The sequence below is a fragment of the Aeromonas sp. 3P genome (assembly GCF_051919745.1).
GTDB lineage: Bacteria > Pseudomonadota > Gammaproteobacteria > Enterobacterales > Aeromonadaceae > Aeromonas > Aeromonas veronii.
The window spans coordinates 2,712,501-2,734,413 of record NZ_JBQBED010000001.1; the positions used below are offsets into that span (position 1 = coordinate 2,712,501).

The window sequence follows — 21,913 nt, forward strand, 5'->3', positions numbered from 1 at the left end:
CGCATTGGCCACCTCCAGCTGCTCCTGATGAGCATGAATAAAGCTGAACAGGCTGGGGTGGAAGTTGCCATAACGAATGGAGGCGCCGATCAAGACCTTGGCATACTTGCTGAGGTTGCACATCGGCAAGGTGTGCAGGTCGTGCATCACCACTTCGCATCCCGGCATCTGCTCCAGCATGACATCGACTATTTTGCGGGTTTGGCCATCCCGAGAGGAATAAAGCACCAGAATCTTGTCCATAACAACCTCAACTACGCCAGAATGCAGGAGTAAACAGTACCAGAAGCGTGAAAATTTCCAATCGGCCAAACAACATAGCCAACACCAGTACCCACTGGGCCGCTGGCGAGATATTGCCGAAGTTGGCTGATACCTCTCCCAAACCCGGGCCTACGTTGGTGAAAGCCGCAGCCACAGCGGTGAATGCGGTCACTTCGTTCAGCCCCGTCATCAGCAACAGCAGCATGAACATAAAGAAGAGAATAATATAGGTGGCGAAGTAGCCCCACACCGCCTCGACGATGCGCTCGGGCACCGCCCTATTCCCCAGCTTCAAGGTATAGATGGCTCTGGGGTGAACCAACCGCTTCAACTCGCGCATCCCCTGCATGAACAGGATCATGAAACGCATCACCTTGATGCCGCCGCCGGTACTGCCTGCACAACAGCCAATAAAGGCGGAGAACATCAGCAGCATGGGCAGGAACGAGGGCCAGTCGGCATAGGTCGTGGTGCTGTAGCCGGTGGTGGTACCCAGAGAGACCGCCTGGAACAGCCCGTGGTTGAGCGCCTCTTGCCAGGTGGCGTAGTGTCCGTGGGTCAGCAAGGCGACAAAGCAGATCATCACCAGAGTCGCCTGGATGGCCAGAAACACCTTGAGTTCAGAATCGTAAAGGTAGCGACCGAGCCGCACCGGGCGGTGAGAGAAGACGGTAAAGTGGAGCGCAAAGTTCACGCTGGCCAGCAGCAGGAACACCACGGTAATCAGGTTGATGACCGGACTGTTGAAGAATCCGATGCTGGCATCGTGAGTGGAGAAACCACCGACCGACAGAGTAGAGAACGAATGGCAGACCGCATCGAACAGCGTCATTCCGGCGAGCCAGTAGGCCAGCGCACAGAGCGCGGTCAGCAGCAGATAGATGAACCAGAGCGCCTTGGCCGTTTCGGCGATGCGCGGCGTCACCTTGGTATCCTTTACCGGCCCCGGGATCTCGGCGCGATAGAGCTGCATGCCCCCGATCCCCAGCAGCGGCAGTATGGCCACCGCCAGTACGATGATCCCCATGCCCCCCAGCCACTGCAGCAGCTGGCGATAGAACAGAAACGCCTTGGGCAGATTATCGAGCCCGGTCAGTACCGTTGCGCCAGTGGTGGTCAGGCCGGAAAAAGATTCGAAGAAGGCCTCCGAGACCGACATATCCGGCACGTCGCTCATGATAAAGGGCACCGCCCCCACACTGCCCAGCACGGTCCAGAACAGCACCACGATGAGGAAGCCCTCTTTCGAGCGCATCTCCTTCTTGTGATAGCGGTTGGGAAACCAGAGCACCACCCCGAGCAGCAGGGCGATCAGAAAAGAGCTGACAAACTCGGCACCACCACCATCCCGATAGCCAAAGGCCACCAGTGCAGGCAACAGCATGGTCGAGCTGAACAGCGCAACCAGCAGGCCAACAATGCGAATAATGCTAAGGATGTGCATTACAGCTCCCTTTCCCCAATTAAAGAGCGATGGATTCTAGCCATCTAAGGGGCTGAGGGATACCCGCCCATGAGTCCGGTCGGTCAATTCACGGTCCACCTGAGCCCAAACCAAGGACTCCCACGCCACCTGCAAGGTGACCTGCTGACCGTAATCCGCCGCCAGCAATTCGCCGTTGTGACTGCTGATCAGCGACTCGACTGTCCCCATGTCACCGTAATCGCAGTGAATGAGGGAGGGAGTGCGCGGCACCTTGAGCAGGGTGGGCAGCTGCTTGAGGGCGGCACCGACGCCGCCCCCATAGGCTTTGACCAGTCCACCGGTGCCAAGCTGGATGCCGCCGTAGTAACGCACTACCACGGCGCAAATTTCACCGATCCCCGAGCCCATCAACTGGGCCAGGATCGGCTTGCCCGCGGTACCGGACGGTTCGCCATCATCGCTGAAGCCATAAACCTGACTATCTTGCGGCGCGCCCGCCACAAAGGCCCAGCAGTGGTGGCGAGCGGCCGGATGTTGGCGCTTGATCTCGTTGACCCACCCCTTGGCCGCCTCGACGGTCGGGGTGTGGGCGATCAGGGTAATGAAGCGACTCTTCTTTATCTCTTCGGTCAACTCCAGCGGGGCAGCCGGAATAGAGTACGCTGCCGCCATCAGAGCCCTGCTTGTCTGGTCATGTTCTCCACCCCATTGGCGTGCAGCACCACGTTGTCTTCGATGCGGATGCCGCCGAACGGACGCAGCGCCTCCACCTTGTTCCAGTTGACCCGCTTGCCCTGTTCGCCCTGACGCAGCGGCTCCAGCAAACTGTCGATGAAGTAGAGTCCCGGCTCGATGGTGAACACCTGACCCACCTCCATCACCCGGGTGCAGCGCAGATAGGGGAACAGCTCGGGCGCCGCCAGGTGGGTGCCGCGCTCATCCTGCATGAAACCACCCGCATCGTGCACCTGCAAACCGAGGAAGTGGCCGAGGCCGTGGGGGAAGAAGACATTGGTCACCCCGGTGTTGATCATCTCGTCTACCGACATGTCCACCAGCTCGGTGGTTTGCAGCAGGCGCGCCAGCTTGTGGTGCATCTGCAGGTGCAGCTCGCTGTAGCGGCGACCCGGTTTGATCTCCTTGATGATCTCCTGCTGCTGCTCGTCGAGGGCGGCAATTAGATCGGCAAACTCGCCACGACGCCACGCCCAGGTACGAGTGATGTCGGAGGCATAACCGTGAAAATCGACGCCGGCATCGATCAGGAAGGAGTGGCGCTCCGCATCCGGCACCCGCACGGCGGACAAATGGGTGTAGTGAAGGATAGCCGCATTGCGGTTGATGGCGACGATATTGCCGTAGGGCGCCTCATTGGCCCCCTGCCCGACCGCTTTCATGTAGGCCAGATTGATCTCGAACTCGCTCGCCCCCGCCATAAAGGAGTCCTTGGCGGCGATATGGCCGCGCACCCCAATCCGGTTCGCCTCACGCAGGCACTCCAGCTCGTAGGGGGTCTTGTAGGCGCGGTGATAGTGCAGGTAGTTGAGTACCGCCTCGGGATTGGGCTGGGTCAGACCAAGCAGCTCGGCTACTTCCAGATGACCGCCCAGATAGGCCCACTCCTGCTTGTTGCCCGGCAGATGATCGGCGACTTGTTCCGGTCGGGTCAGGAAGCGGATATCGAAGAACTCGACCCAGAAGGCATTGGGCAGATCCGCCACCTTGTGCCAGAAATCGACCGGACGATAGAACAGCAGGATTGGTTTGTTCACCCCGTCCACCAGCAGCCAGCAGTGGGGATTGTCCAGCACCGGCAACCAGGCCTTGAAGTGCGGGTTTACCTTGAACGGGTAATCCTGATCATCGAGGAATATACGGTGGGTCTGGCCGGAGTGGATGGCCAGCCCGCCAAGTCCCTGTTGCTGCAGGATATCGCGGGTGCGTTGCTGCAAAGTATCGAGATGCTGGGCAAAAAGTTGGCTGTAGCTGCTCATGGCGTCCTGCTCCGAGGTGAATGTGATTGCAGCATAACATCAAGCGCTTGGCGGCTCGACCCGTCAAGCAGCCGCTTCGTGAGGTAACGCATACGTTACAAACGTGTTTGTTATCAACAGAGAACCAGCCGTTAACAAATCAAAAACAATTCAATACACTGCCGGTAGATACATGAAGTCAGGGATTACTCATGGACAACCTCTGCCTGTGGCAACCGGATCCGCTCGGGATTCAGCAATCCAACCTCTACCGTTTTATGGCGGAGGTGAACCGTTTCCACGGCTTGCAGTTGCAGAACTACCCGCAGCTTTATCAATGGTCGGTGGAGAAGACCACCCGTTTCTGGCCGCTGGTATGGCAGCACTGCGGCGTCAAGGGCGAGCTCGGCAACATAGTGGCGGAGAACCGTCAGGATATGCAGCGCACTCGCTGGTTCCCCGATAGCCGCCTCAACTTCGCCGAAAACCTGCTGCGCCGTCAGGACGAGAGCCCGGCCATCATCTCCCGCATCGAAGGTAGCCCAAGCCGTACTCTGAGCTGGGGTGAACTGGGGGAACAAGTTGCCCGGCTGGCTCAGTGGCTGCGTCATCAGGGGATTGGTCGTGGCGATGTGGTCGCCGCCTATCTGCCCAATATCCCGGAAACCGTGGTAGCCATGCTGGCAACCACCAGTCTGGGGGCGATCTGGACCTCCACCAGCCCCGACTTTGGCGAGGCCAGCGTGGTAGAGCGCTTCGGCCAGACCCGGCCGCGAGTGCTGTTTGCCGTGGATGGCTATCGCTACAACGGCAAGGCCATCAATATTCAGGACAAAGTAGTAGGGGTCGTCAGCCAGATCGGCAGCATAGAGCAGACGGTGATGATCCCCCTGCTCGGCAACCCGCTGCAGCTTGGCCACAACTGGCAGCAACTGCTGGCGAGCCAGCCGGACGCCAGCCTCCAGTTCGAGCCGATGGCCTTCAATGACCCGCTCTATATCCTCTATTCATCCGGCACCACCGGCAAACCCAAGTGCATCGTGCACGGCATCGGCGGCACACTGCTGCAACACCTGAAAGAGCACCAGCTGCACTGCGACATCAAACCGGGGGAGCGGATCTTCTACTTCACCACCTGCGGCTGGATGATGTGGAACTGGCTGGTAAGCGCCCTCGCCTCCGGCGCCACCCTGGTGCTCTATGACGGCTCGCCGTTTTACCCGGATGGCAATGTGCTGTGGGATCTCGCCCGCGACGAGCAAGTCAGCTTGTTCGGTACCTCGGCCAAATATCTTGATGCGCTGCACAAGCAGGGTTATGCCCCCATCAAGAGCCACGACTTGCCGTACTTGCGGCTGATCTGCAGCACAGGATCTGTGCTGTCGCCGGAGGGGTTCGACTACGTCTACCAGCAGATAAAACAGGATGTGCAGCTCAGCTCCATCTCAGGTGGCACCGATATCTGCTCCTGCTTCGTCATCGGCAATCCACTCAGCCCGGTCTATCGCGGCGAGAGTCAGGGGCGCGGCCTCGGTCTCGCGGTGCAGGTATTCAACGAGGCGGGCCAGCCGGTGCAGGGGGAGAAGGGCGAGCTGGTCTGCACCAAGCCGTTCCCGGCCCAGCCCATCTACTTCTGGGGCGACGAGAATGGCGACAAGTACCACGCAGCCTACTTCGAGCGGTTCGACAACATCTGGTGCCACGGCGACTGGATCGAGCTGACCCCGACCGGCGGCATTCTGTTCTACGGCCGCTCCGACGCCACCCTCAACCCGGGCGGCGTGCGCATCGGCACCAGCGAGATCTATCGCTATGTTGAACAACTCGACGAGGTGGAGGAGAGCATCGTCATCGGCCAGCAGTGGCAGCAGGACGAACGGGTGGTGCTGTTCGTCAAGCTCAAGGCGGGCTGCAAGCTGGATGAGCCGCTGCGCGAGCGGATCCGCCAGCAAATAAAGCAGCACTGCACCGCTCGCCACGTGCCCGCCCGCATCCTGCAGGTGGATGCCATCCCACGCACCAAGTCCGGCAAGATCGTCGAACTGGCGGTTCGCGAAGTGGTGCACAACCGGCCGGTCAACAATACCCACGCCCTCGCCGATCCCGAGGTGCTGAACCAGTATCGCAACCGGCCGGAACTGGCCAGTTGATAGCAAACTCACAGTCATCCGAGGCGCCGCAAGGCGCCTCTGTTTTGCCCGTTTTGTGATGAAGAGCTTTTACTCGAGATCTGTTAAACAAATGTTTTAAATAGGTGTTGAAAATGTCTCCTTTTGGATCAATAGTGAGCCTCGCCCCCTGCTGGGGATTAAGGAGCACCACTCCCCACTGAGTGGGAACAAGGAGACACTCTCATGATCTACCAAGGCGAAACCCTGTCGGTCAGCTACCTCGAAAACGGCATTGCCGAGCTGAGGTTTGATGCCCCGGGTTCAGTCAACAAGCTGGATCGCGCTACCCTGCTCTCCCTGAGCGAAGCGATCGCCGCATTACAACAAGAACGTGAACTAAAAGGTCTGATCCTCACCTCCGGCAAAGACGCCTTTATCGTCGGTGCCGACATTACCGAATTCCTGGAACTGTTCGATCTGCCGCAAGAAGATCTGCTCGGCTGGCTGAAAAAGGCCAACGACATCTTCAATGCCATCGAAGATCTGCCGGTTCCGACCCTCTCTGCCATCAAGGGCCACGCTCTGGGCGGCGGCTGCGAGACCATTCTCTCCACCGACTTCCGTCTGGCCGACACCACCGCCAAAATCGGCTTACCCGAGACCAAACTCGGCATCATGCCGGGCTTTGGCGGCACCGTCCGTCTGCCACGAGTGATCGGTGCCGACAACGCGCTCGAGTGGATCACCACCGGCAAGGATTACCGTGCCGATGACGCCCTCAAGGTGGGAGCCATCGATGCCGTGGTCGCCCCTGACGCGCTGCAGAGTGCTGCACTGCAGATGATCAAGGACGCCATCGCGGGCAAACTGGACTGGCAGAGCCGTCGTGCCGCCAAGAAAGCGCCGCTGCGCCTCTCCAAACTGGAAGCCATGATGAGCTTCACCACCGCCGCCGGCATGGTTGCCGCCGTGGCGGGCAAACACTATCCGGCACCGATGACGGCGGTGAAAACCGTCGAGGCCGCCGCAGGTATGGGCCGTGACGAAGCGCTGGTTGTTGAAGCACAGGGCTTTATCAAGCTGGCCAAGACCGACGTGGCCAAGGCGCTGGTCGGCATCTTCCTGAACGATCAACACATCAAGGCGCTGGCCAAGAAGGCGGCCAAGCAGGCAAGCAAGGCCACTGGCCACGCCGCCGTACTGGGTGCCGGCATCATGGGCGGCGGCATCGCCTACCAGTCTGCCAGCAAGGGTATCCCGGCGGTGATGAAGGATATCAACGAGAAGGCGCTGGCACTTGGCATGGGCGAAGCCACCAAGCTGCTCAACGGCCAGCTCGAAAAGGGCCGCATCGATGGCATCAAGATGGGCCAGGTGCTCTCTGCCATCACTCCGACCCTCAGCTATGACAACGTCAAAGGCGTGGACGTCGTGGTCGAAGCCGTGGTCGAGAACCCGAAAGTGAAGGCCGCCGTACTGGGCGAAGTGGAAGGGATCATCAGTGATGATGCCGTGCTCGCCAGCAACACCTCCACTATTCCCATCTCCCTGCTGGCCAAGGGGCTGAAGCGCCCGCAGAACTTCTGCGGCATGCACTTCTTCAACCCGGTGCACCGCATGCCACTGGTGGAGATCATCCGCGGCGAGCAAACCTCCGATGAAACCATCAACCGCGTGGTGGCCTATGCCGCCGCCATGGGCAAGTCCCCTGTGGTGGTCAACGATTGCCCGGGCTTCTTCGTCAACCGGGTGCTGTTCCCCTACTTCTTCGGCTTCAACAAGCTGGTCGCCGATGGCGCCGACTTCGCCGCCGTCGACAAGGTGATGGAGAAAGAGTTCGGCTGGCCGATGGGCCCCGCTTACCTGCTGGACGTAGTCGGTATCGACACCGGTCACCATGCCGGCGACGTGATGGCGCAGGGTTTCCCGGCACGTATGAGCAAGGACGGTCGCACCGCCATCGACGTGATGTACGAGGTCAACCGCTTCGGTCAGAAGAACGGCAAGGGCTTCTACGCCTACGAGCAGGACAAGAAGGGCAAGCCGAAGAAGGTGGCCGACGCAGCTAGCTACGAGCTGCTGGCCCCCATCGCCAAGCCGAAACAGGATTTCGACAAGGAAGCCATCATCGCTCGCATGATGATCCCGATGATCAACGAGGTGGTGCTCTGTCTGGAAGAGGGCATTGTCGCCACGCCAGCCGAAGCCGACATCGCGCTGGTCTACGGTCTGGGCTTCCCTCCCTTCCGCGGCGGCGTGTTCCGCTATCTGGACACTATCGGTCTGGATCGCTACGTGGCCATGGCCGACCAGTATGCCGATTTGGGCCCGCTCTACCGCGTCAGCGACAAGCTGCGCGAGATGGCCGCCCAGGGCAAAACCTTCTACTGATTGCGGAAAGGAGATCCATTCATGAAAGACGTAGTCATTGTCGACTGTATCCGGACCCCGATGGGCCGGTCCAAGGGCGGCGCCTTCCGCAACGTGCGTGCAGAAGATCTGTCCGCGCACCTGATGAAATCCATCCTGCTGCGCAACCCCAACCTCGACCCGAACGAGATCGAGGATATCTACTGGGGCTGCGTGCAGCAGACCCTGGAGCAGGGCTTCAACATCGCCCGCAACGCCGCACTGCTGGCCGGTATTCCGAAGCAGGTGGGAGCGGTCACCGTCAACCGTCTGTGCGGCTCCAGTATGCAGGCGCTGCACGACGCCTCCCGCGCCATTCAGGTGGGTGACGGGGATATCTTCATCATCGGCGGCGTCGAGCACATGGGTCACGTGCCGATGAGCCACGGCGTTGACTTCCATCCCGGCATGGCCAAGTCGGTGGCGAAAGCCTCCGGCATGATGGGGCTGACCGCCGAGATGCTCGGCAAGCTGCACGGCATCAGTCGTCAGCAGCAGGACGAATTTGCCGCCCGCTCCCACCGCCGCGCTCACGCGGCCACCGTGGAAGGGCGTTTTGCCAAGGAGATCGTCGGGCTGGAAGGCCATGACGCCAGCGGCGCCCGCTTCTTCTACGACTACGACGAGGTGATCCGCCCGGAGACCACGGTCGAAACCCTGAGCCAACTGCGCCCGGTGTTTGACCCGGTCAACGGCACCGTCACCGCCGGCAGCTCCTCGGCGCTGTCTGACGGCGCCGCCGCCATGCTGGTGATGAGCGCGGATCGCGCCAAGGCCCTCGGCCTCACGCCGCGCGCCAAGGTACGTGCCATGGCCATCGCCGGCTGTGACGCCGCCATCATGGGTTACGGCCCGGTGCCGGCGACCCAGAAGGCGCTCAAACGTGCCGGTCTGACTGTCGGTGATATCGACCTGTTCGAGCTGAACGAGGCGTTTGCCGCCCAGTCTCTGCCTTGCGTGAAGGATCTGGGTCTGCAGGATCTGGTGGACGAGAAGGTCAACCTGAATGGCGGCGCCATTGCGCTGGGTCACCCGCTCGGCTGCTCCGGCGCCCGCATCTCCACCACCCTCATCAATCTGATGGAGGAGAAGGATGCCACCCTGGGGGTTGCCACCATGTGTATCGGTCTGGGTCAGGGCATCGCCACCGTATTTGAACGAGTGTGATAACCAGCCGGATCGACGGGATGCACTACTGAGAGTTGTCCCTTTTCGGGGCCAGTCTGACTGGCCCCTTTTCAAGTCTGTGACGATCGCCACACGGGGTGCTCGTCAGTGGTCAGAAGCTGTCTGTTGGCCGTCCCGTTTGGGTCGGCCTTTTTTCGTTTTAATCTTATCAATAGGCTGTTATTGCCTTAAACCTCACATTAGATAGGGGGCTTGCTTGCTTTTTACTCCCCCGACAGGTTCAATCTGCACAAAAAAATGGGTGGATGCACATACATATGTCAATGAGCAAACAACTGCTGATCGTCGATGACGACCAAGAGATCCGCGAGCTGCTCAATGAGTACCTGACCCGGGCGGGCTTTCAGGTATTGACGGCGGCGGAGGGCAACGAGATGCGTCAGCAACTCGCCCAGCACAGCCCGGACCTGATTATTCTGGACATCATGATGCCCGGCGAGGATGGTTTTACCCTCTGCCAGCAGATCCGTCGTGACTCCCAGGTGCCCATCATCATGCTGACCGCCGCCTCCGACGAAGCGGATCGGGTGATCGGCCTCGAACTCGGCGCCGACGACTATATCGCCAAGCCGTTCAGCCCCCGCGAACTGCAGGCCCGCATCAAGGCGCTGCTGCGCCGCGCCGAATTCCGCCAGCCGGAAAAAGAGAAAGAGCCGAGCCGCCGCCTGCGTTTTGCCGAGTGGACCCTCGACACCCTGAGCCACCAGCTGACCCATGACGATGGCAGCCTGCTGGATCTCTCCGGCAGCGATGCCATGCTGCTCGGCATGTTCCTGCAACAGCCCGGCGTGGTGCTGGATCGCGACACCATCTCGGATGCCACCCGCGGCCGCGAAAGCCTGCCGATGGAGCGCGGCATCGACGTGCAGATCAGCCGTCTGCGCCAGAAGCTGGGCGATAACGGCAAGAGCCCGCGCATCATCAAAACCATCCGCGGTAGCGGCTACATGCTGATCGCCGAGGTGCACGAGCTGCCATGAGCAACAAGTGGTCCTGGGGGGCGCTGGTGCCCCGCTCCCTGTTGTCACGGATGATCCTGCTGCTGTTGCTGGCCATCCTGCTCTCCCAGACCATTCTGACCGGCATCTGGATGCAGCAGATCCAGAAGCGGGAACTGGAGGGGATGCTCAGCACAACCCGCAACCTCGCCATGTCTGCCGCCTCCACCGTCAACTTCTTCAAATCCCTGCCGCTGCAATATCGCCACATCGCGCTGGACCAGCTGCGCAACATGGGGGGCAGCCGCTTCTTCGTCTCGCTCAACGAGGAAGAGATACACATCAACGCCATCCCCGACAGCGAACGCAAGACGCAGGTGCTGGAGGAGGTTCAGGGAGTGCTGACCCGCAAGCTCTCCGACGCCATGGCGATCAAGGTGGACTTCTCCCGACCCGATGACCTCCACGTCTTCAACAACGACACCCTGCTGGCGGATCTCCCCTCCTCCTGGGCCCGCTACACCCTGTCGCTGGAGCCGCTCAATCCGCCGGTGCTGGTGACCCAGATCGAGATTGAAAAGGGGGAGTGGCTCTATCTGGCGGCCCTGCTGCCCGCTCCCTACATGACGCTGGATGACACCGTCATGCCAAGCAACCAGGTGCGTTTCATCGCCCTGATGACGGTGTTCCTCTGCTTCTTCACCTTTATGCTGGTGCGCTGGCAGACCCGCCCGCTACGCCGTCTCGCCAAGGCGGCGGTGAATCTGGGCAAAGATATCGACCAACCTTCGCTCAAGGAGGAAGGAGCATCGGAAATCGTGGCGGCGACCCGCGCCTTCAACATCATGCAGCACCGCATTCGTCGTTATATCGACGATAGAGAGCGGCTGTTCAGCTCCATCTCCCACGACCTCAAGACCCCCATCACCCGGCTGCGGCTGCGGGTCGAACTGCTCGATGACGAGGTGCAAATCGCCAAGTTCAACAAGGATCTCGACGAGCTGGAGCTGATGGTGAAAGGGGCGCTGCAGACGGTCAAAGAGACCGACATTCACGAGAATATCGAGGAGATCGACATCAACGCCCTGCTTGAGCAGATGGCGGAGTCGATGAACCTGCACGACGAGCGGCTGACCATCGAAGGGCACTGCAAGTGGCCCTATCGCGGCAAGCTGCTGGCGCTCAAGCGCTGCATCGGCAATCTGGTGGACAACGGCATCAAATATGGCCAGCGGGTGCGCATCATCATCATGGATGACGAGGAGATGCTGATCCTCTTCATCATGGATGAGGGCCCCGGCCTGCCGGACGATCAGTTCGAGCGCATCTTCGAACCCTATTACCGGCTCAGCACGGATCAGGCCGGCACCGGCCTCGGCCTAGGCATCGCCCGCAACATTGCCCACGCCCACGGCGGCGATCTGGTGCTGGAAAATCGTCCGCAAGGTGGCCTGCAGGCCACGCTCTCCCTACCAAGGCAGTAACCTTATGAAGTGGTTGTCTTTTTCTGTCATCGCCCTGCTCTCTGCTCCCGTTGCCGCCTCCCAGGTGGAGGTGCTGCACTGGTGGACATCCGGCGGCGAAGCGAAAGCGGTCGAAGTGCTCAAATCCGAGTGGACCAAACAGGGCAACCAGTGGAACGACTTTGCAGTGCAGGGCGGCGGCGGCAAGAGTGCCATGACGGTATTGAAGAGCCGGGCACTGGCCGCCAACCCGCCAGAAGCGGCCCACCTCAAGGGCTACGAGCTCAAGGAGTGGGCCGGGCTCGGCTTCCTGCGCGATCTCACCCCCATGGCCGAACACCTCGGCTGGTACAGTCAGATGCCGCCCATGGTGCGTGCCACCCTCAGCCAGAATGGCGCCCTGATGGCGGTGCCCACCGGTATCCACCGGGTCAACTGGCTGTGGCTCAACCGCAAGGTGTTCGAGCTCAACAAGCTGACTCCGCCCACCGACTGGGCCCAGTTTGTCATCGTCGCCGACCAGCTTAAAAAACGGGGCATCACTCCGCTCGCCATCGGCAACGAGCCCTGGCAGCTGGCAGTGTTGTTTGAAACGGTGGCGCTCGGTGAGGGGGGTAAAGAATTCTATCGCAAGGCGTTCCTCGAGCAGGACAGCGCCACCCTGACCGGCCCCGACATGGTGCGGGTGTTGACCCGCTTCCAGCAGCTGCGCGCCTACGTGCCGCAAAAATACGCCGGTCTGAAGTGGCATCAGGCCACCAATCTGCTGGAGAGCGGTGGCGCCGCCATGCAGGTGATGGGGGACTGGGTGAAGGGGGAGCTGAGCGCGGGCAACTACCGGCCGGGTGAGGATATCGCCTGTCTGCCGAGCCCGGGCAGCGCCGGACTGTTCAGCTACAACCTCGACTCCATCGCCATGTTCAAACAGCGGGATCCGGCCCAACTGCAGGCGCAGGGCGATCTGGCCCAGCTGCTGATGACGCCGCAATTCCAGGAGGAGTTCAATCGGGTGAAGGGGTCGATTCCGGCGCTGACCAATCCCGACATGAGCAAGTTCGACCGCTGCGCCGTCCGCTCCTATCAGGATTTCCTGCTGGCGGAAAAGCAGGACAACCTGCTGCCCAGCATGGCGGAAGGGATGGCAACGCCGACCAATATGCGGCAGGCGATCCTCGATGTACTGAGCAACTTTTTCAACGACCCCAAGGCCAACCCGGAGCAGACGGCGCTGCATCTGGAGCGGGCGATGCGCTCGACCCGCTGATCCGGGCACATTGCCAAACGACAGAAATGACAAAGGCGGAATTGCTCCGCCTTTGTTGTTGAATCGTCATCCGATTCAGGATTGATCGTTCTCGTCCTCATCCTCGTCATAGTAATCGCTGAGCTCGATCCAGAGCCCCAACCCGACCATCACCATGGAGCCGAACCAGGTACCGGTGTTCCCGATCGGGCTGCCCATCACTATCATGGCGAAGGACAAGAACCCCATGCCTGCATAGGCTTGTAATCTGCCGTAGGAGACCTGCATATTCACCTCCTTGTTGAATATGGTTCAATTTTTATATTACTCGTCCGGCGCAAGCTGGATAGGGCCGAATAACATTTCGGTTACATATGCTGGTTGATGGGGCGTTTGTTTGATTATTTTTTAGCCCTGAGTATCATTGGCAGCCGAATAGGTTGAAGGTTGATAATAGATGAGTGATTTATTCTGCGATGCGACCCACGAGTTGGACGCAATCGGGCTTCGTTGCCCGGAACCCGTTATGATGGTTCGCAAGAAAGTGCGGCTGATGGCGGATGGCGAGACCCTGCTGGTCAGCGCCGACGATCCTTCAACCACCCGCGACATCCCCAGTTTCTGCCGCTTTATGGATCACACCCTGGTCGCCAGCGAGACAGAGCAGGCCCCCTACCGCTATCTGATCCGCAAGGGTCAATAAGCCCCCGTACCGGAGCACTCCATGACAACCATTACCCGAATCGGCACCACCCAGCGTTGGTCAGACGTGGTCATCCACAATGGCACCCTCTACGTGGTGGAAGTGCCCGTCAGCGAAGAGGCCGACATCCACCAGCAGACCCGCGAAGTGCTGGCAAGCCTGCAACGCCTGCTGGAAGCCAACGGCTCCGGCATCGACAAGATCCTGATGGCCAATATCTATCTGAAAGACATTCGGGACATCGCTGCCTTCAACGAGCAGTGGGATGCCTGGATCCCGGCTGGCACCGCACCTGTTAGAGCCTGTGTACAAGCCCGTCTGGCCCATGAAGGCTACAAGGTGGAAGTGCAGCTGACAGCGGCTGTCTAAGAGGCGCTTATCCCCCTCATCCCCGCCCCTTCTCCCACGAGGGGAGAAGGGAGCAAGCAACAAGGCGCCATTGCTCGCAACGGCGCCAATAGAAAGGCCCCACCATCACTGGCGGGGCCTTTTCGTTACCGAAACCTGAGCGACTTAGGCGGTCGGGGTCAGGGTAATGGTCACGCGGCGGTTCTGGGCTTTGCCAGCGGCGGTGCTGTTGGTAGCAACCGGCTGATCCGGGCCCACGCCGGTGGTGGAGATGCGGCTACCTGCTACGCCCTGACCAATCAGCTGGGCGGCAACGGCATCGGCACGATCGCGGGAGAGCTTCATGTTCAGATCGCGGGAACCTGTACTGTCGGTGTGACCGACCACGTTCAGGCGGGTCTTGTCGAACTCGGCAACGACCATGGCCACGCCGGAGAGGGTGTTGGCACCGGCCGCTTTCAGCTGGGAGCTGGAGCTGTCGAAGGTGACGTTGTTCGGCATGTTGAGGATCAGCTCATTGCCATTGCGGGTCACGCTGACGCCGGTGCCCTGCAGCTTCTCGCGCAGCTTGGCTTCCTGCACGTCCATGTAGTAGCCGATACCGCCACCCAGGGCCGCGCCAGCAGCAACGCCGGTCAGGATGCCCTTCTTGCGGTCACCCTTGCATGTAGTAGCCGATACCGCCACCCAGGGCCGCGCCAGCAGCAACGCCGGTCAGGATGCCCTTCTTGCGGTCACCCTTGCTGGAGGAGAGCGCACCTACGGCCGCACCGGCAGCGGCGCCAGCCAGCGCGCCCCAGGCACCTTTGGAGGTCTGGGATTCACCTGTGTAGGGGTTGGTGGTACAGCCGCTCAGGGCAACGGTCAGTGCCAGAGCAGGCACCAGGATCTTGGCTCGCATGAAAAAACCTCTGTGAAAACAATCCGGCACCATGCCGGGGGCCGGATTGTAACGCGCTGGCACGCCATTGTCTGACGCAAGCCTGAACAGATGGCGAGAGTGGTGTTTTTTTGGCCAATCGGCGGGCGGTCAGCGCGGTAACTGACACTCGGCGTGGCAAGGACAGCTGACCAGATGATCGTTCACCATCCCCACCGCCTGCATAAAGGCGTAACAGATGGTGCTGCCGACGAAGTTGAAGCCGAGCTTCTTGAGCGCTTTCGACATGGCATCCGACTCCGGCGAGGTCGCCGGAATATCGCCGTTGCCCTGCCGCTGATTGACGATGGGGGCGCCGCCCACAAAGCCCCACAGGTAGTCGGCGAAGTCGATCCCCTGCTCCTGCAACGCCAGATAAGCGCGGGCATTTCTGATGATCGACTGCACCTTGAGCCGGTTGCGGATGATGCCGGTGTTCTGCATCAGCCGCTCTACATCCTGCTCGTCGAACCGGGCAATCTGCACCGGATCAAAGTCGGCATAGGCGCGGTAGTAGCTCTCGGTGCGCTTGAGGATGGTGATCCACGACAGCCCCGCCTGCTGGCCGTCGAGGCAGAGCTTGGCAAACAGCTCACGCGAGTCATAGACCGGCCTGCCCCACTGTTTATCATGGTATTCAATGTATTCCGGGTCTTTGGTCACCCAGGCGCAGCGCAGTTCCATTTCCTCTCCCTCGTCATTTCAGCGGTTTGCCCGACCCTGCCCACTCTGCAGGCGGCACTGCTCACATCATATACCGGACATCCCGCCCGACCAGCCACAGCGCAGCACCATCCCGCGAATCCGCTGCAATTTCGCCTATTATCCGACCATGCCAGACGGTATACTCCCTCGGTTCACATTCAGCAAATCTTGCTCTGATTTTCACTTCGCGCGAAAAAAATTATGCAAAAATTCGATGTCAAAACCTTTCAGGGCCTGATCCTGCAGCTGCAGGACTATTGGTCCCGCCAGGGCTGTACCATCATTCAGCCGCTGGATATGGAAGTGGGTGCCGGTACCTCCCACCCCATGACCTGTCTGCGTGCCCTGGGCCCGGAGCCCATCGCCTGCGCCTACGTGCAACCGTCCCGCCGTCCGACTGACGGCCGCTACGGTGAAAACCCGAACCGCCTGCAGCACTACTACCAGTTCCAGGTGATCATCAAGCCTTCCCCCGACAACATTCAGGAACTCTATCTGGGCTCCCTGAAAGAGCTGGGCATGGATCCCGAGATCCACGACATCCGCTTCGTGGAAGACAACTGGGAAAACCCGACTCTGGGTGCCTGGGGTCTGGGTTGGGAAGTGTGGCTGAACGGCATGGAAGTAACCCAGTTCACCTACTTCCAGCAAGTTGGCGGCCTCGAGTGCAAGCCGGTCACCGGCGAGATCACCTACGGTCTCGAGCGTCTGGCCATGTACATTCAGGGCGTGGACAGCGTCTACGATCTGGTCTGGTCTGACGGCCCGCTGGGCAAGACCACCTACGGCGACGTGTTCCACCAGAACGAAGTGGAGCAATCCACCTACAACTTCGAACACGCCGATGTGGAGTTCCTGTTCCACTGCTTCGAGCAGTACGAGAAGGAAGCCCAGAACCTGCTGGCACTGGAAAAACCGCTGCCGCTACCTGCCTACGAGCGCATCCTCAAAGCCGCTCACTCCTTCAACCTGCTGGATGCCCGCAAGGCCATCTCGGTCACCGAGCGTCAGCGCTACATCCTGCGCATTCGCACCCTGACCAAGGCCGTGGCAGAGGCATACTACGCCTCCCGCGAAGCGCTGGGCTTCCCTATGTGTCAGCGCAGTGAGAACAAGCAAGGTTAAGGAACGGACATGGCACAACATACATTTCTGGTAGAGATCGGTACTGCTGAGCTGCCGCCCAAAGCCCTGCGCTCCCTGGCCGAAGCCTTTGCCGACAACTTCAAAGCCGAACTGACCAAGGCCGACCTGGCCTTCGGCGACGTCGAGTGGTTTGCTTCACCGCGCCGTCTGGCGCTGAAGGTAAGCGAACTGGCTGGCGAACAGCCGAGCAAGAGCGTCGAGAAACGCGGCCCGGCCGTGGCTCAGGCGTTCGATGCTGAAGGCAAGCCGACCAAGGCTGCCGAAGGCTGGGCCCGTGGCAACGGCATCACCGTTGAACAGGCCGAGCGTCTGGTCACCGACAAGGGCGAGTGGCTGGTTCACACCGCCAAGGTCGAAGGCCGTCCGGCCAAAGAATTGCTGGGCGAACTGGTTGCCTCTGCACTGGCCAAGCTGCCGATCCCGAAAATGATGCGCTGGGGCGACAAGACCATCCAGTTCGTGCGTCCGGTCTTCACCGTGACCCTGCTGCTGGATGGCGAGCTGGTTCCCGCTCACATTCTGGGTATCGACTCTGCCCGCACCATCCGCGGTCACCGCTTTATGGGCGAGAGCGAGTTCACCATCGACAACGCCAGCCAGTACCCGCAGATCCTGCAGGAGCGCGGCATGGTGATTGCCGACTTTATGGCCCGCAAGGCCAAGATCAAGGCTGACGTCGAAGCGGCCGCTGCCGCCTTCGGTGGCGTAGCCGATCTGGACGACGCCCTGCTGGAGGAAGTGACCGCACTGGTCGAGTGGCCTGTGGTGCTGACCGCCAACTTCGAAGAGAAGTTCCTGGCCGTTCCCGCTGAAGCACTGGTTCACACCATGAAGGGTGACCAGAAGTACTTCCCGGTCTACGACAAGAACGGCAAGCTGCTGCCGAAGTTCATCTTCGTCACCAACATCGAGTCCAAAGACCCGAGCCAGATCATCAGCGGCAACGAGAAGGTGGTTCGCCCCCGTCTCTCTGACGCCGAGTTCTTCTTCAAGACCGACCTCAAGCAGACTCTGGCCTCCCGCCTGCCGCGCCTTGAAACCGTGCTGTTCCAACAACAGCTGGGTACCGTCAAGGCCAAGGTCGAGCGCATCGAGACCGTTGCCGGCTTTATCGCCGAGCGTATCGGTGCCGACGTGGCTCAGGCCAAGCGTGCCGGTCTGCTCTCCAAGTGTGACCTGATGACCAACATGGTCGGCGAGTTCACCGACACCCAGGGTGTCATGGGGATGCACTACGCCCGTCACGATGGCGAAGACGAAGCAGTGGCCGTGGCCCTCAACGAGCAGTACATGCCGCGCTTTGCCGGTGATGCCCTGCCGTCCGGTCTGGTTGCTTGCGCCGTCGCGCTGGCCGACAAGTTCGACACTCTGGCCGGTATCTTCGGCATCGGCATGCTGCCGAAGGGTGACAAAGACCCGTTCGCCCTGCGTCGCGCCGCCATCGGTGCCCTGCGCATCATGACCGAGAAGCAGCTGGATCTGGATCTGGTTGAACTGGTGGAAGAAGCGGTACGCGTCTACGGCGACAAGCTGACCAACAAAACCGTCGTCACCGACGTGGTCGACTTTATGCTGGGCCGCTTCCGTGCCGCCTATCAGGACGAAGGCATCGGTGCCGACGTGGTGCTGGCCGTACTGGCCCGCCGCCCGACCCGTCCGCTCGACTTCGATCGTCGCGTCAAGGCCGTCAGCCACTTCCGCTCTCTGGATGCCGCACTGGCTCTGGCTGCCGCCAACAAGCGCGTGAGCAACATTCTGGCCAAGGTCGAAGGCGAACTGCCGACTGCCGTCAAACCGGAACTGCTGATCGATGCCGCCGAGAAGGCGCTGGCCACCCAGGTTGCCGAACTGCAAGCCGAACTGGCCCCGCTGTTCGCTGCCGGTGACTATCAGGCTGCCCTCACCCGTCTGGCCGCCCTGCGCGAGCCGGTCGATACCTTCTTCAACGAGGTGATGGTGATGGCCGACGACGAAGCCCTCAAGGCCAACCGTCTGGCACTGCTGAACAACCTGCGCAACCTGTTCCTGCAAGTCGCGGATATCTCCCTGCTGCAGTGATTCTGGTTGAGTAAGTGATATAAAAAACGGCGCCGTTAAGGCGCCGTTTTTATATCCTTATATATTTTTCCTATAGCCGAGCTGGTTGCAAAATTTTATCCAACTGCTTTTGTACATTTTCAAATTGCTTTGAAAATAGTTCTGCATCAAGAAAGTAACTTGGGTATGCCTTTTTCAAAGTTTTAATCGACTCGGAAGTTACTAACACCACTTGGATATTTCTCCCAGCATGCGCCTCCGCTTCTTTCAAGGAATAATCAATATTTGCTTGTTCAATATCCTTGAGTTCATAGCTTTTTATATTCGCCATCCTCTTATCTAAATCAAGAGTGATCAAGTGATAGTGACCACTGGCATTGTCGTCTTTTATCTGACGAGCAACAACACGAAAGCCAGAAAGTTTTTTGATAACATCAAGAGATTTTTCTTGTTTTAATAACTCTTCAAACGTTTCCTGATCGGACAGATCCGCAAACTGAGGAATCCTTGGCGTGCTCTCAAGAATGGCGAATGCAGAACTGGCCAACGCAAAAAAATCAAGCCACTTATCTGGGCCTTCGCTAGATTTTAAAGAATGATTTAAAAAAGTCCCCATCGTTTCCACTGCTGTAGCCCAAGCATGCTGTAACTGAGTTCTAACTTGCAGCTCTATTGAAAAACCATCAGGACAAACAAATATTTGATGGACACTTCTGTAACCTGATTTTTTGGGATAGTTAATATAATCCTTACCACCTTTAGCCACAGAAAAGTCTTCCACTCCTTTTTTATATAATTTCTCTACCTCTCTGACCTTCTGCATGTTTTTAACGACAACTCTAATACCCCCAATATCCTGCATCCTAGAAAGCATCATCTTGGGATTTCTAGTTAACTTGGATAGTATTGATGGTGTTCTTTTTAAACGTTGTGACACAAGAGCAGATGCATCAATTTCATCTACCCAGTTAATTAGAGATGTATGGAATTTATCTAGTGGTTGCACATGGCATGCACGCCAGCTATCTAACACTGTTTTTGCATGATCATGTATCTCAGCCCCTTGATTTAAAAGAGATGCGCCAGCCTTATTGACAGCCTTTTTAGAAAATTCACAAACATTTTTAGACATTATCTCGCACTCTTTATTAAGGATGCCATATATATACCTAAACAGTAATAACAAAACAATCATTTGAGGCTAATTTTTACTTTAAATACTTATAACCAATATATTCTGTCCGTAGGTTCGATTAGCCGTCAGGCGTAATCGGACGCTCGCGTAAATAGATTCTCCCGCCATAACAGCCAACCGATTTCCCCCTACGGCTGGCCGCCCCTGAATCACGGCAACAACCGTAATCAAAGCCTCTCGTTCGTCCGATTACGCTGCGCTAATCGAACCTACAGGGCATTGGCTGGCGCTATATGCCGGTTGATCAAGATCGGCCATTGCCCTTTGCAGGCCGTGGATGGGCCAAGCTGCGGCATCGGGGCACACTGCAAACATGCATAAGTAAAAATTTGGTCATTCTTCGAAAACCCATAAATTTTGTTTATACAAACTACCTCGGCTGAGTTGGCAGCCACCAGTGGCGTTTACGGGTGCCAGCAGGCCATCGCCCGATCTCTGGCAAACGAGCGGAGTCATCCTCACCTGCCATTGCCACCAATCTTGCAAGAAGCCGGGTAAATGCCGGTACGTAAACCCCCAGGTTTGATTCGCCGTCAGGCGTAATCGACATTCGTGTAAATCGACTCTTCCATGATAACGGCAAGCCCTATCCCACCTCTGACTGGCCGCTGGAACAACTGTGTCTCGTGTGTCCGATTGGGCTTCGCTCATCAAACCAGCATCAGACGGTGAGATGCGGTGTATGCAAATGGGCACCGAGCGTCACGAAACGCAACATTTATCGAACATCACTCTCAACCTGCTGGTATGCAGGTTGAGTTTTTGTTGATAGATATATTTACAACTGTTGCAAATCGCTTTCTTTTTAAGCTAAAACATCCCATATTACTTGGCTCACCCTATTATCTAGTTGAACCACAAGCTATAGATATATATATTAATTACATTAAATGCAATTAGGCTACAGCATGGAAAAACTGGATTTTATCTCCTGGCAACTGGAACGAACGAGAGGAAAACGATTCGAGAATTATGTCATAACTCGAATTTGGCATTTGCTGAATGATTTGGAAATCAAAATCATCACTCAACAATATGTAGCAAGGCCATATGGTAGAGCGTTGACAGACCTATACTTCCCTCAATTATCACTACATATTGAAGTCGATGAGCCTCACCATTTGACGCAAGTTGAACAGGATCGGCTAAGAGAAAATGACATTATCAATGCCACTGGACATCAGATTATAAGAATTGACACCTCAAGAGGAATTGACAAACTCCACGAGGACATAGATCAAGCTATTCTTCTTATCAGGAAAATGAAACAGCAGAAATCCAACTTTATTAAATGGGATATGGAAATGGAACAATCATCCAAGACATATATAGAACGCGGTTATATTGACTTAAGTGATGATGTGGCCTTCGATAAAATAGTGAGTGCAGTAAACTGCTTCGGTCATAACTATGCGGGGTGGCAACGAGGGGGTGCCTCGCACGGGATAGAAGAAAATACTATCATTTGGTTTCCCAAGTTATTTCCAAACGGGGAGTGGGAAAATAATATATCTGATGATGAAACCACTATTTACGAGAGGAATATCGATAATGAAAAAGCTAAAGCCCACATATTAAAAACAATAGACGATGGGATCCACACCAGAATTGTATTTGCGAAAGTAAAAGATAATTTTGGCAAGACAAAATATAGATTCAAAGGAAAATACGTTCTTAATATTGAACAAACCAACTTCACAACGGGCTTGGTTTGGGAACGTATCGCAAGCAGGGTCAAGACATATAAACCCAAAGACTGAGGTCAATTCAGGTCATACGCTTGCAGGTTGAGTGAAGCCATCCTTTCCCCTGAGCCCCACGTTGGGTCGGGCACCGCCCGATCCA

Annotated in this window: 18 protein-coding genes and 1 pseudogene (1 of these 19 running past the window's edge); 11 read left to right on the plus strand and 8 right to left on the minus strand. The window is 58.0% G+C overall.

Translation table 11 applies throughout. The features are described from left to right. The 4 genes in view from hemG to pepQ are tightly spaced (at most 36 nt apart) and all read right to left on the minus strand, a layout consistent with a single transcriptional unit that may run on beyond the window. A protein-coding gene (gene hemG, locus ACTG19_RS12455) for a menaquinone-dependent protoporphyrinogen IX dehydrogenase (RefSeq protein WP_005339483.1) crosses the window boundary here: on the minus strand, positions 1–243 show its start. Its footprint begins 282 nt before the window's first position; only the first 243 of its 525 coding nucleotides appear in the window; it begins with the start codon at positions 241–243; its stop codon lies beyond the left edge, outside the window. A 7-nt stretch (positions 244–250) separates the two neighbouring features. Further along, on the minus strand, positions 251–1,708 hold the full coding sequence (locus ACTG19_RS12460) for a TrkH family potassium uptake protein (RefSeq protein WP_005339482.1): 1,458 nt from the start codon (positions 1,706–1,708) through the stop codon (positions 251–253). A gap of 36 nt (positions 1,709–1,744) precedes the next feature. Further along, the gene (locus ACTG19_RS12465; RefSeq protein ID WP_113740782.1) at positions 1,745–2,362 is read right to left on the minus strand and encodes a YigZ family protein; all 618 of its coding nucleotides are present in this window, start codon (positions 2,360–2,362) and stop codon (positions 1,745–1,747) included. Continuing rightward, positions 2,362–3,684 (minus strand): Xaa-Pro dipeptidase, encoded by a 1,323-nt coding sequence (gene pepQ, locus ACTG19_RS12470; RefSeq protein WP_439989121.1) that lies wholly within the window; start codon positions 3,682–3,684, stop codon positions 2,362–2,364. The genes ACTG19_RS12465 and pepQ overlap by 1 nt, the downstream gene beginning before the upstream one ends. A 191-nt stretch (positions 3,685–3,875) precedes the next feature. Between pepQ and ACTG19_RS12475 the strand changes: the two genes are divergently transcribed. The 6 genes from ACTG19_RS12475 to ACTG19_RS12500 all read left to right on the plus strand — a co-directional run bounded on the left by ACTG19_RS12475 (position 3,876) and on the right by ACTG19_RS12500 (position 13,036). Beyond that, positions 3,876–5,813 carry an acetoacetate--CoA ligase gene (locus ACTG19_RS12475; protein ID WP_439989122.1) on the plus strand — a complete coding sequence of 646 codons (1,938 nt, stop codon included), beginning with the start codon at positions 3,876–3,878 and terminating at the stop codon, positions 5,811–5,813. A gap of 204 nt (positions 5,814–6,017) precedes the next feature. After that, the gene (fadB, locus tag ACTG19_RS12480) at positions 6,018–8,165 is read left to right on the plus strand and encodes a fatty acid oxidation complex subunit alpha FadB (RefSeq protein ID WP_113740785.1); all 2,148 of its coding nucleotides are present in this window, start codon (positions 6,018–6,020) and stop codon (positions 8,163–8,165) included. 21 nt (positions 8,166–8,186) lie between these two features. After that, a complete protein-coding gene (fadA, locus tag ACTG19_RS12485; RefSeq protein ID WP_005342451.1) occupies positions 8,187–9,350 on the plus strand; it encodes an acetyl-CoA C-acyltransferase FadA in 1,164 nt (387 codons plus the stop codon). A gap of 278 nt (positions 9,351–9,628) precedes the next feature. After that, on the plus strand, positions 9,629–10,351 hold the full coding sequence (locus tag ACTG19_RS12490) for a response regulator (RefSeq protein WP_005339475.1): 723 nt from the start codon (positions 9,629–9,631) through the stop codon (positions 10,349–10,351). Then, positions 10,348–11,793 carry an ATP-binding protein gene (locus tag ACTG19_RS12495; protein WP_005339474.1) on the plus strand — a complete coding sequence of 482 codons (1,446 nt, stop codon included), beginning with the start codon at positions 10,348–10,350 and terminating at the stop codon, positions 11,791–11,793. Before ACTG19_RS12490 ends, ACTG19_RS12495 begins: the two co-directional genes overlap by 4 nt. 4 nt (positions 11,794–11,797) lie before the next feature. Then, positions 11,798–13,036 carry an ABC transporter substrate-binding protein gene (locus tag ACTG19_RS12500; protein ID WP_113740786.1) on the plus strand — a complete coding sequence of 413 codons (1,239 nt, stop codon included), beginning with the start codon at positions 11,798–11,800 and terminating at the stop codon, positions 13,034–13,036. 75 nt (positions 13,037–13,111) lie between these two features. On the opposite strand, the gene ACTG19_RS12505 is transcribed toward ACTG19_RS12500, so the two are convergent. Further along, positions 13,112–13,303, minus strand: coding sequence for a hypothetical protein (locus ACTG19_RS12505; RefSeq protein ID WP_005339471.1), 192 nt, complete (start codon positions 13,301–13,303; stop codon positions 13,112–13,114). Positions 13,304–13,472: 169 nt separating this feature from the next. Between ACTG19_RS12505 and tusA the strand changes: the two genes are divergently transcribed. Both tusA and ACTG19_RS12515 read left to right on the plus strand, forming a co-directional pair. Further along, entirely contained in the window at positions 13,473–13,718 is a 246-nt protein-coding gene (gene tusA / locus ACTG19_RS12510; RefSeq protein ID WP_005342448.1) for a sulfurtransferase TusA, read from the plus strand. 21 nt (positions 13,719–13,739) lie between these two features. Beyond that, positions 13,740–14,087 (plus strand): RidA family protein, encoded by a 348-nt coding sequence (locus ACTG19_RS12515; RefSeq protein WP_113740787.1) that lies wholly within the window; start codon positions 13,740–13,742, stop codon positions 14,085–14,087. A gap of 144 nt (positions 14,088–14,231) precedes the next feature. Here the strand turns inward: ACTG19_RS12515 and ACTG19_RS12520 are convergent. After that, positions 14,232–14,967 (minus strand): annotated as a pseudogene (locus ACTG19_RS12520) (OmpA family lipoprotein). A gap of 129 nt (positions 14,968–15,096) precedes the next feature. Further along, positions 15,097–15,669 (minus strand): DNA-3-methyladenine glycosylase I, encoded by a 573-nt coding sequence (locus ACTG19_RS12525; protein ID WP_113740788.1) that lies wholly within the window; start codon positions 15,667–15,669, stop codon positions 15,097–15,099. Positions 15,670–15,891: 222 nt separating this feature from the next. Here ACTG19_RS12525 and glyQ point away from each other — a divergent pair, with 222 nt between their 5' ends. Both glyQ and glyS read left to right on the plus strand, forming a co-directional pair. Beyond that, complete coding sequence (gene glyQ / locus ACTG19_RS12530; protein ID WP_005339464.1) at positions 15,892–16,815, plus strand: glycine--tRNA ligase subunit alpha; 924 nt, start codon at positions 15,892–15,894, stop codon at positions 16,813–16,815. Positions 16,816–16,824: 9 nt separating this feature from the next. Beyond that, positions 16,825–18,894: a glycine--tRNA ligase subunit beta gene (gene glyS, locus ACTG19_RS12535; protein ID WP_113740789.1), complete on the plus strand. Its 2,070-nt coding sequence runs from the start codon at positions 16,825–16,827 to the stop codon at positions 18,892–18,894. A gap of 70 nt (positions 18,895–18,964) precedes the next feature. Here glyS and ACTG19_RS12540 read toward each other — a convergent pair whose 3' ends face one another. Then, positions 18,965–20,005 carry a hypothetical protein gene (locus ACTG19_RS12540; RefSeq protein WP_439989123.1) on the minus strand — a complete coding sequence of 347 codons (1,041 nt, stop codon included), beginning with the start codon at positions 20,003–20,005 and terminating at the stop codon, positions 18,965–18,967. A gap of 971 nt (positions 20,006–20,976) precedes the next feature. On the opposite strand from ACTG19_RS12540, the gene ACTG19_RS12545 reads away from it, so the two are divergent. Further along, positions 20,977–21,828 carry an AbaSI family restriction endonuclease gene (locus ACTG19_RS12545; RefSeq protein ID WP_113740677.1) on the plus strand — a complete coding sequence of 284 codons (852 nt, stop codon included), beginning with the start codon at positions 20,977–20,979 and terminating at the stop codon, positions 21,826–21,828. Positions 21,829–21,913: the final 85 nt, after the last annotated feature.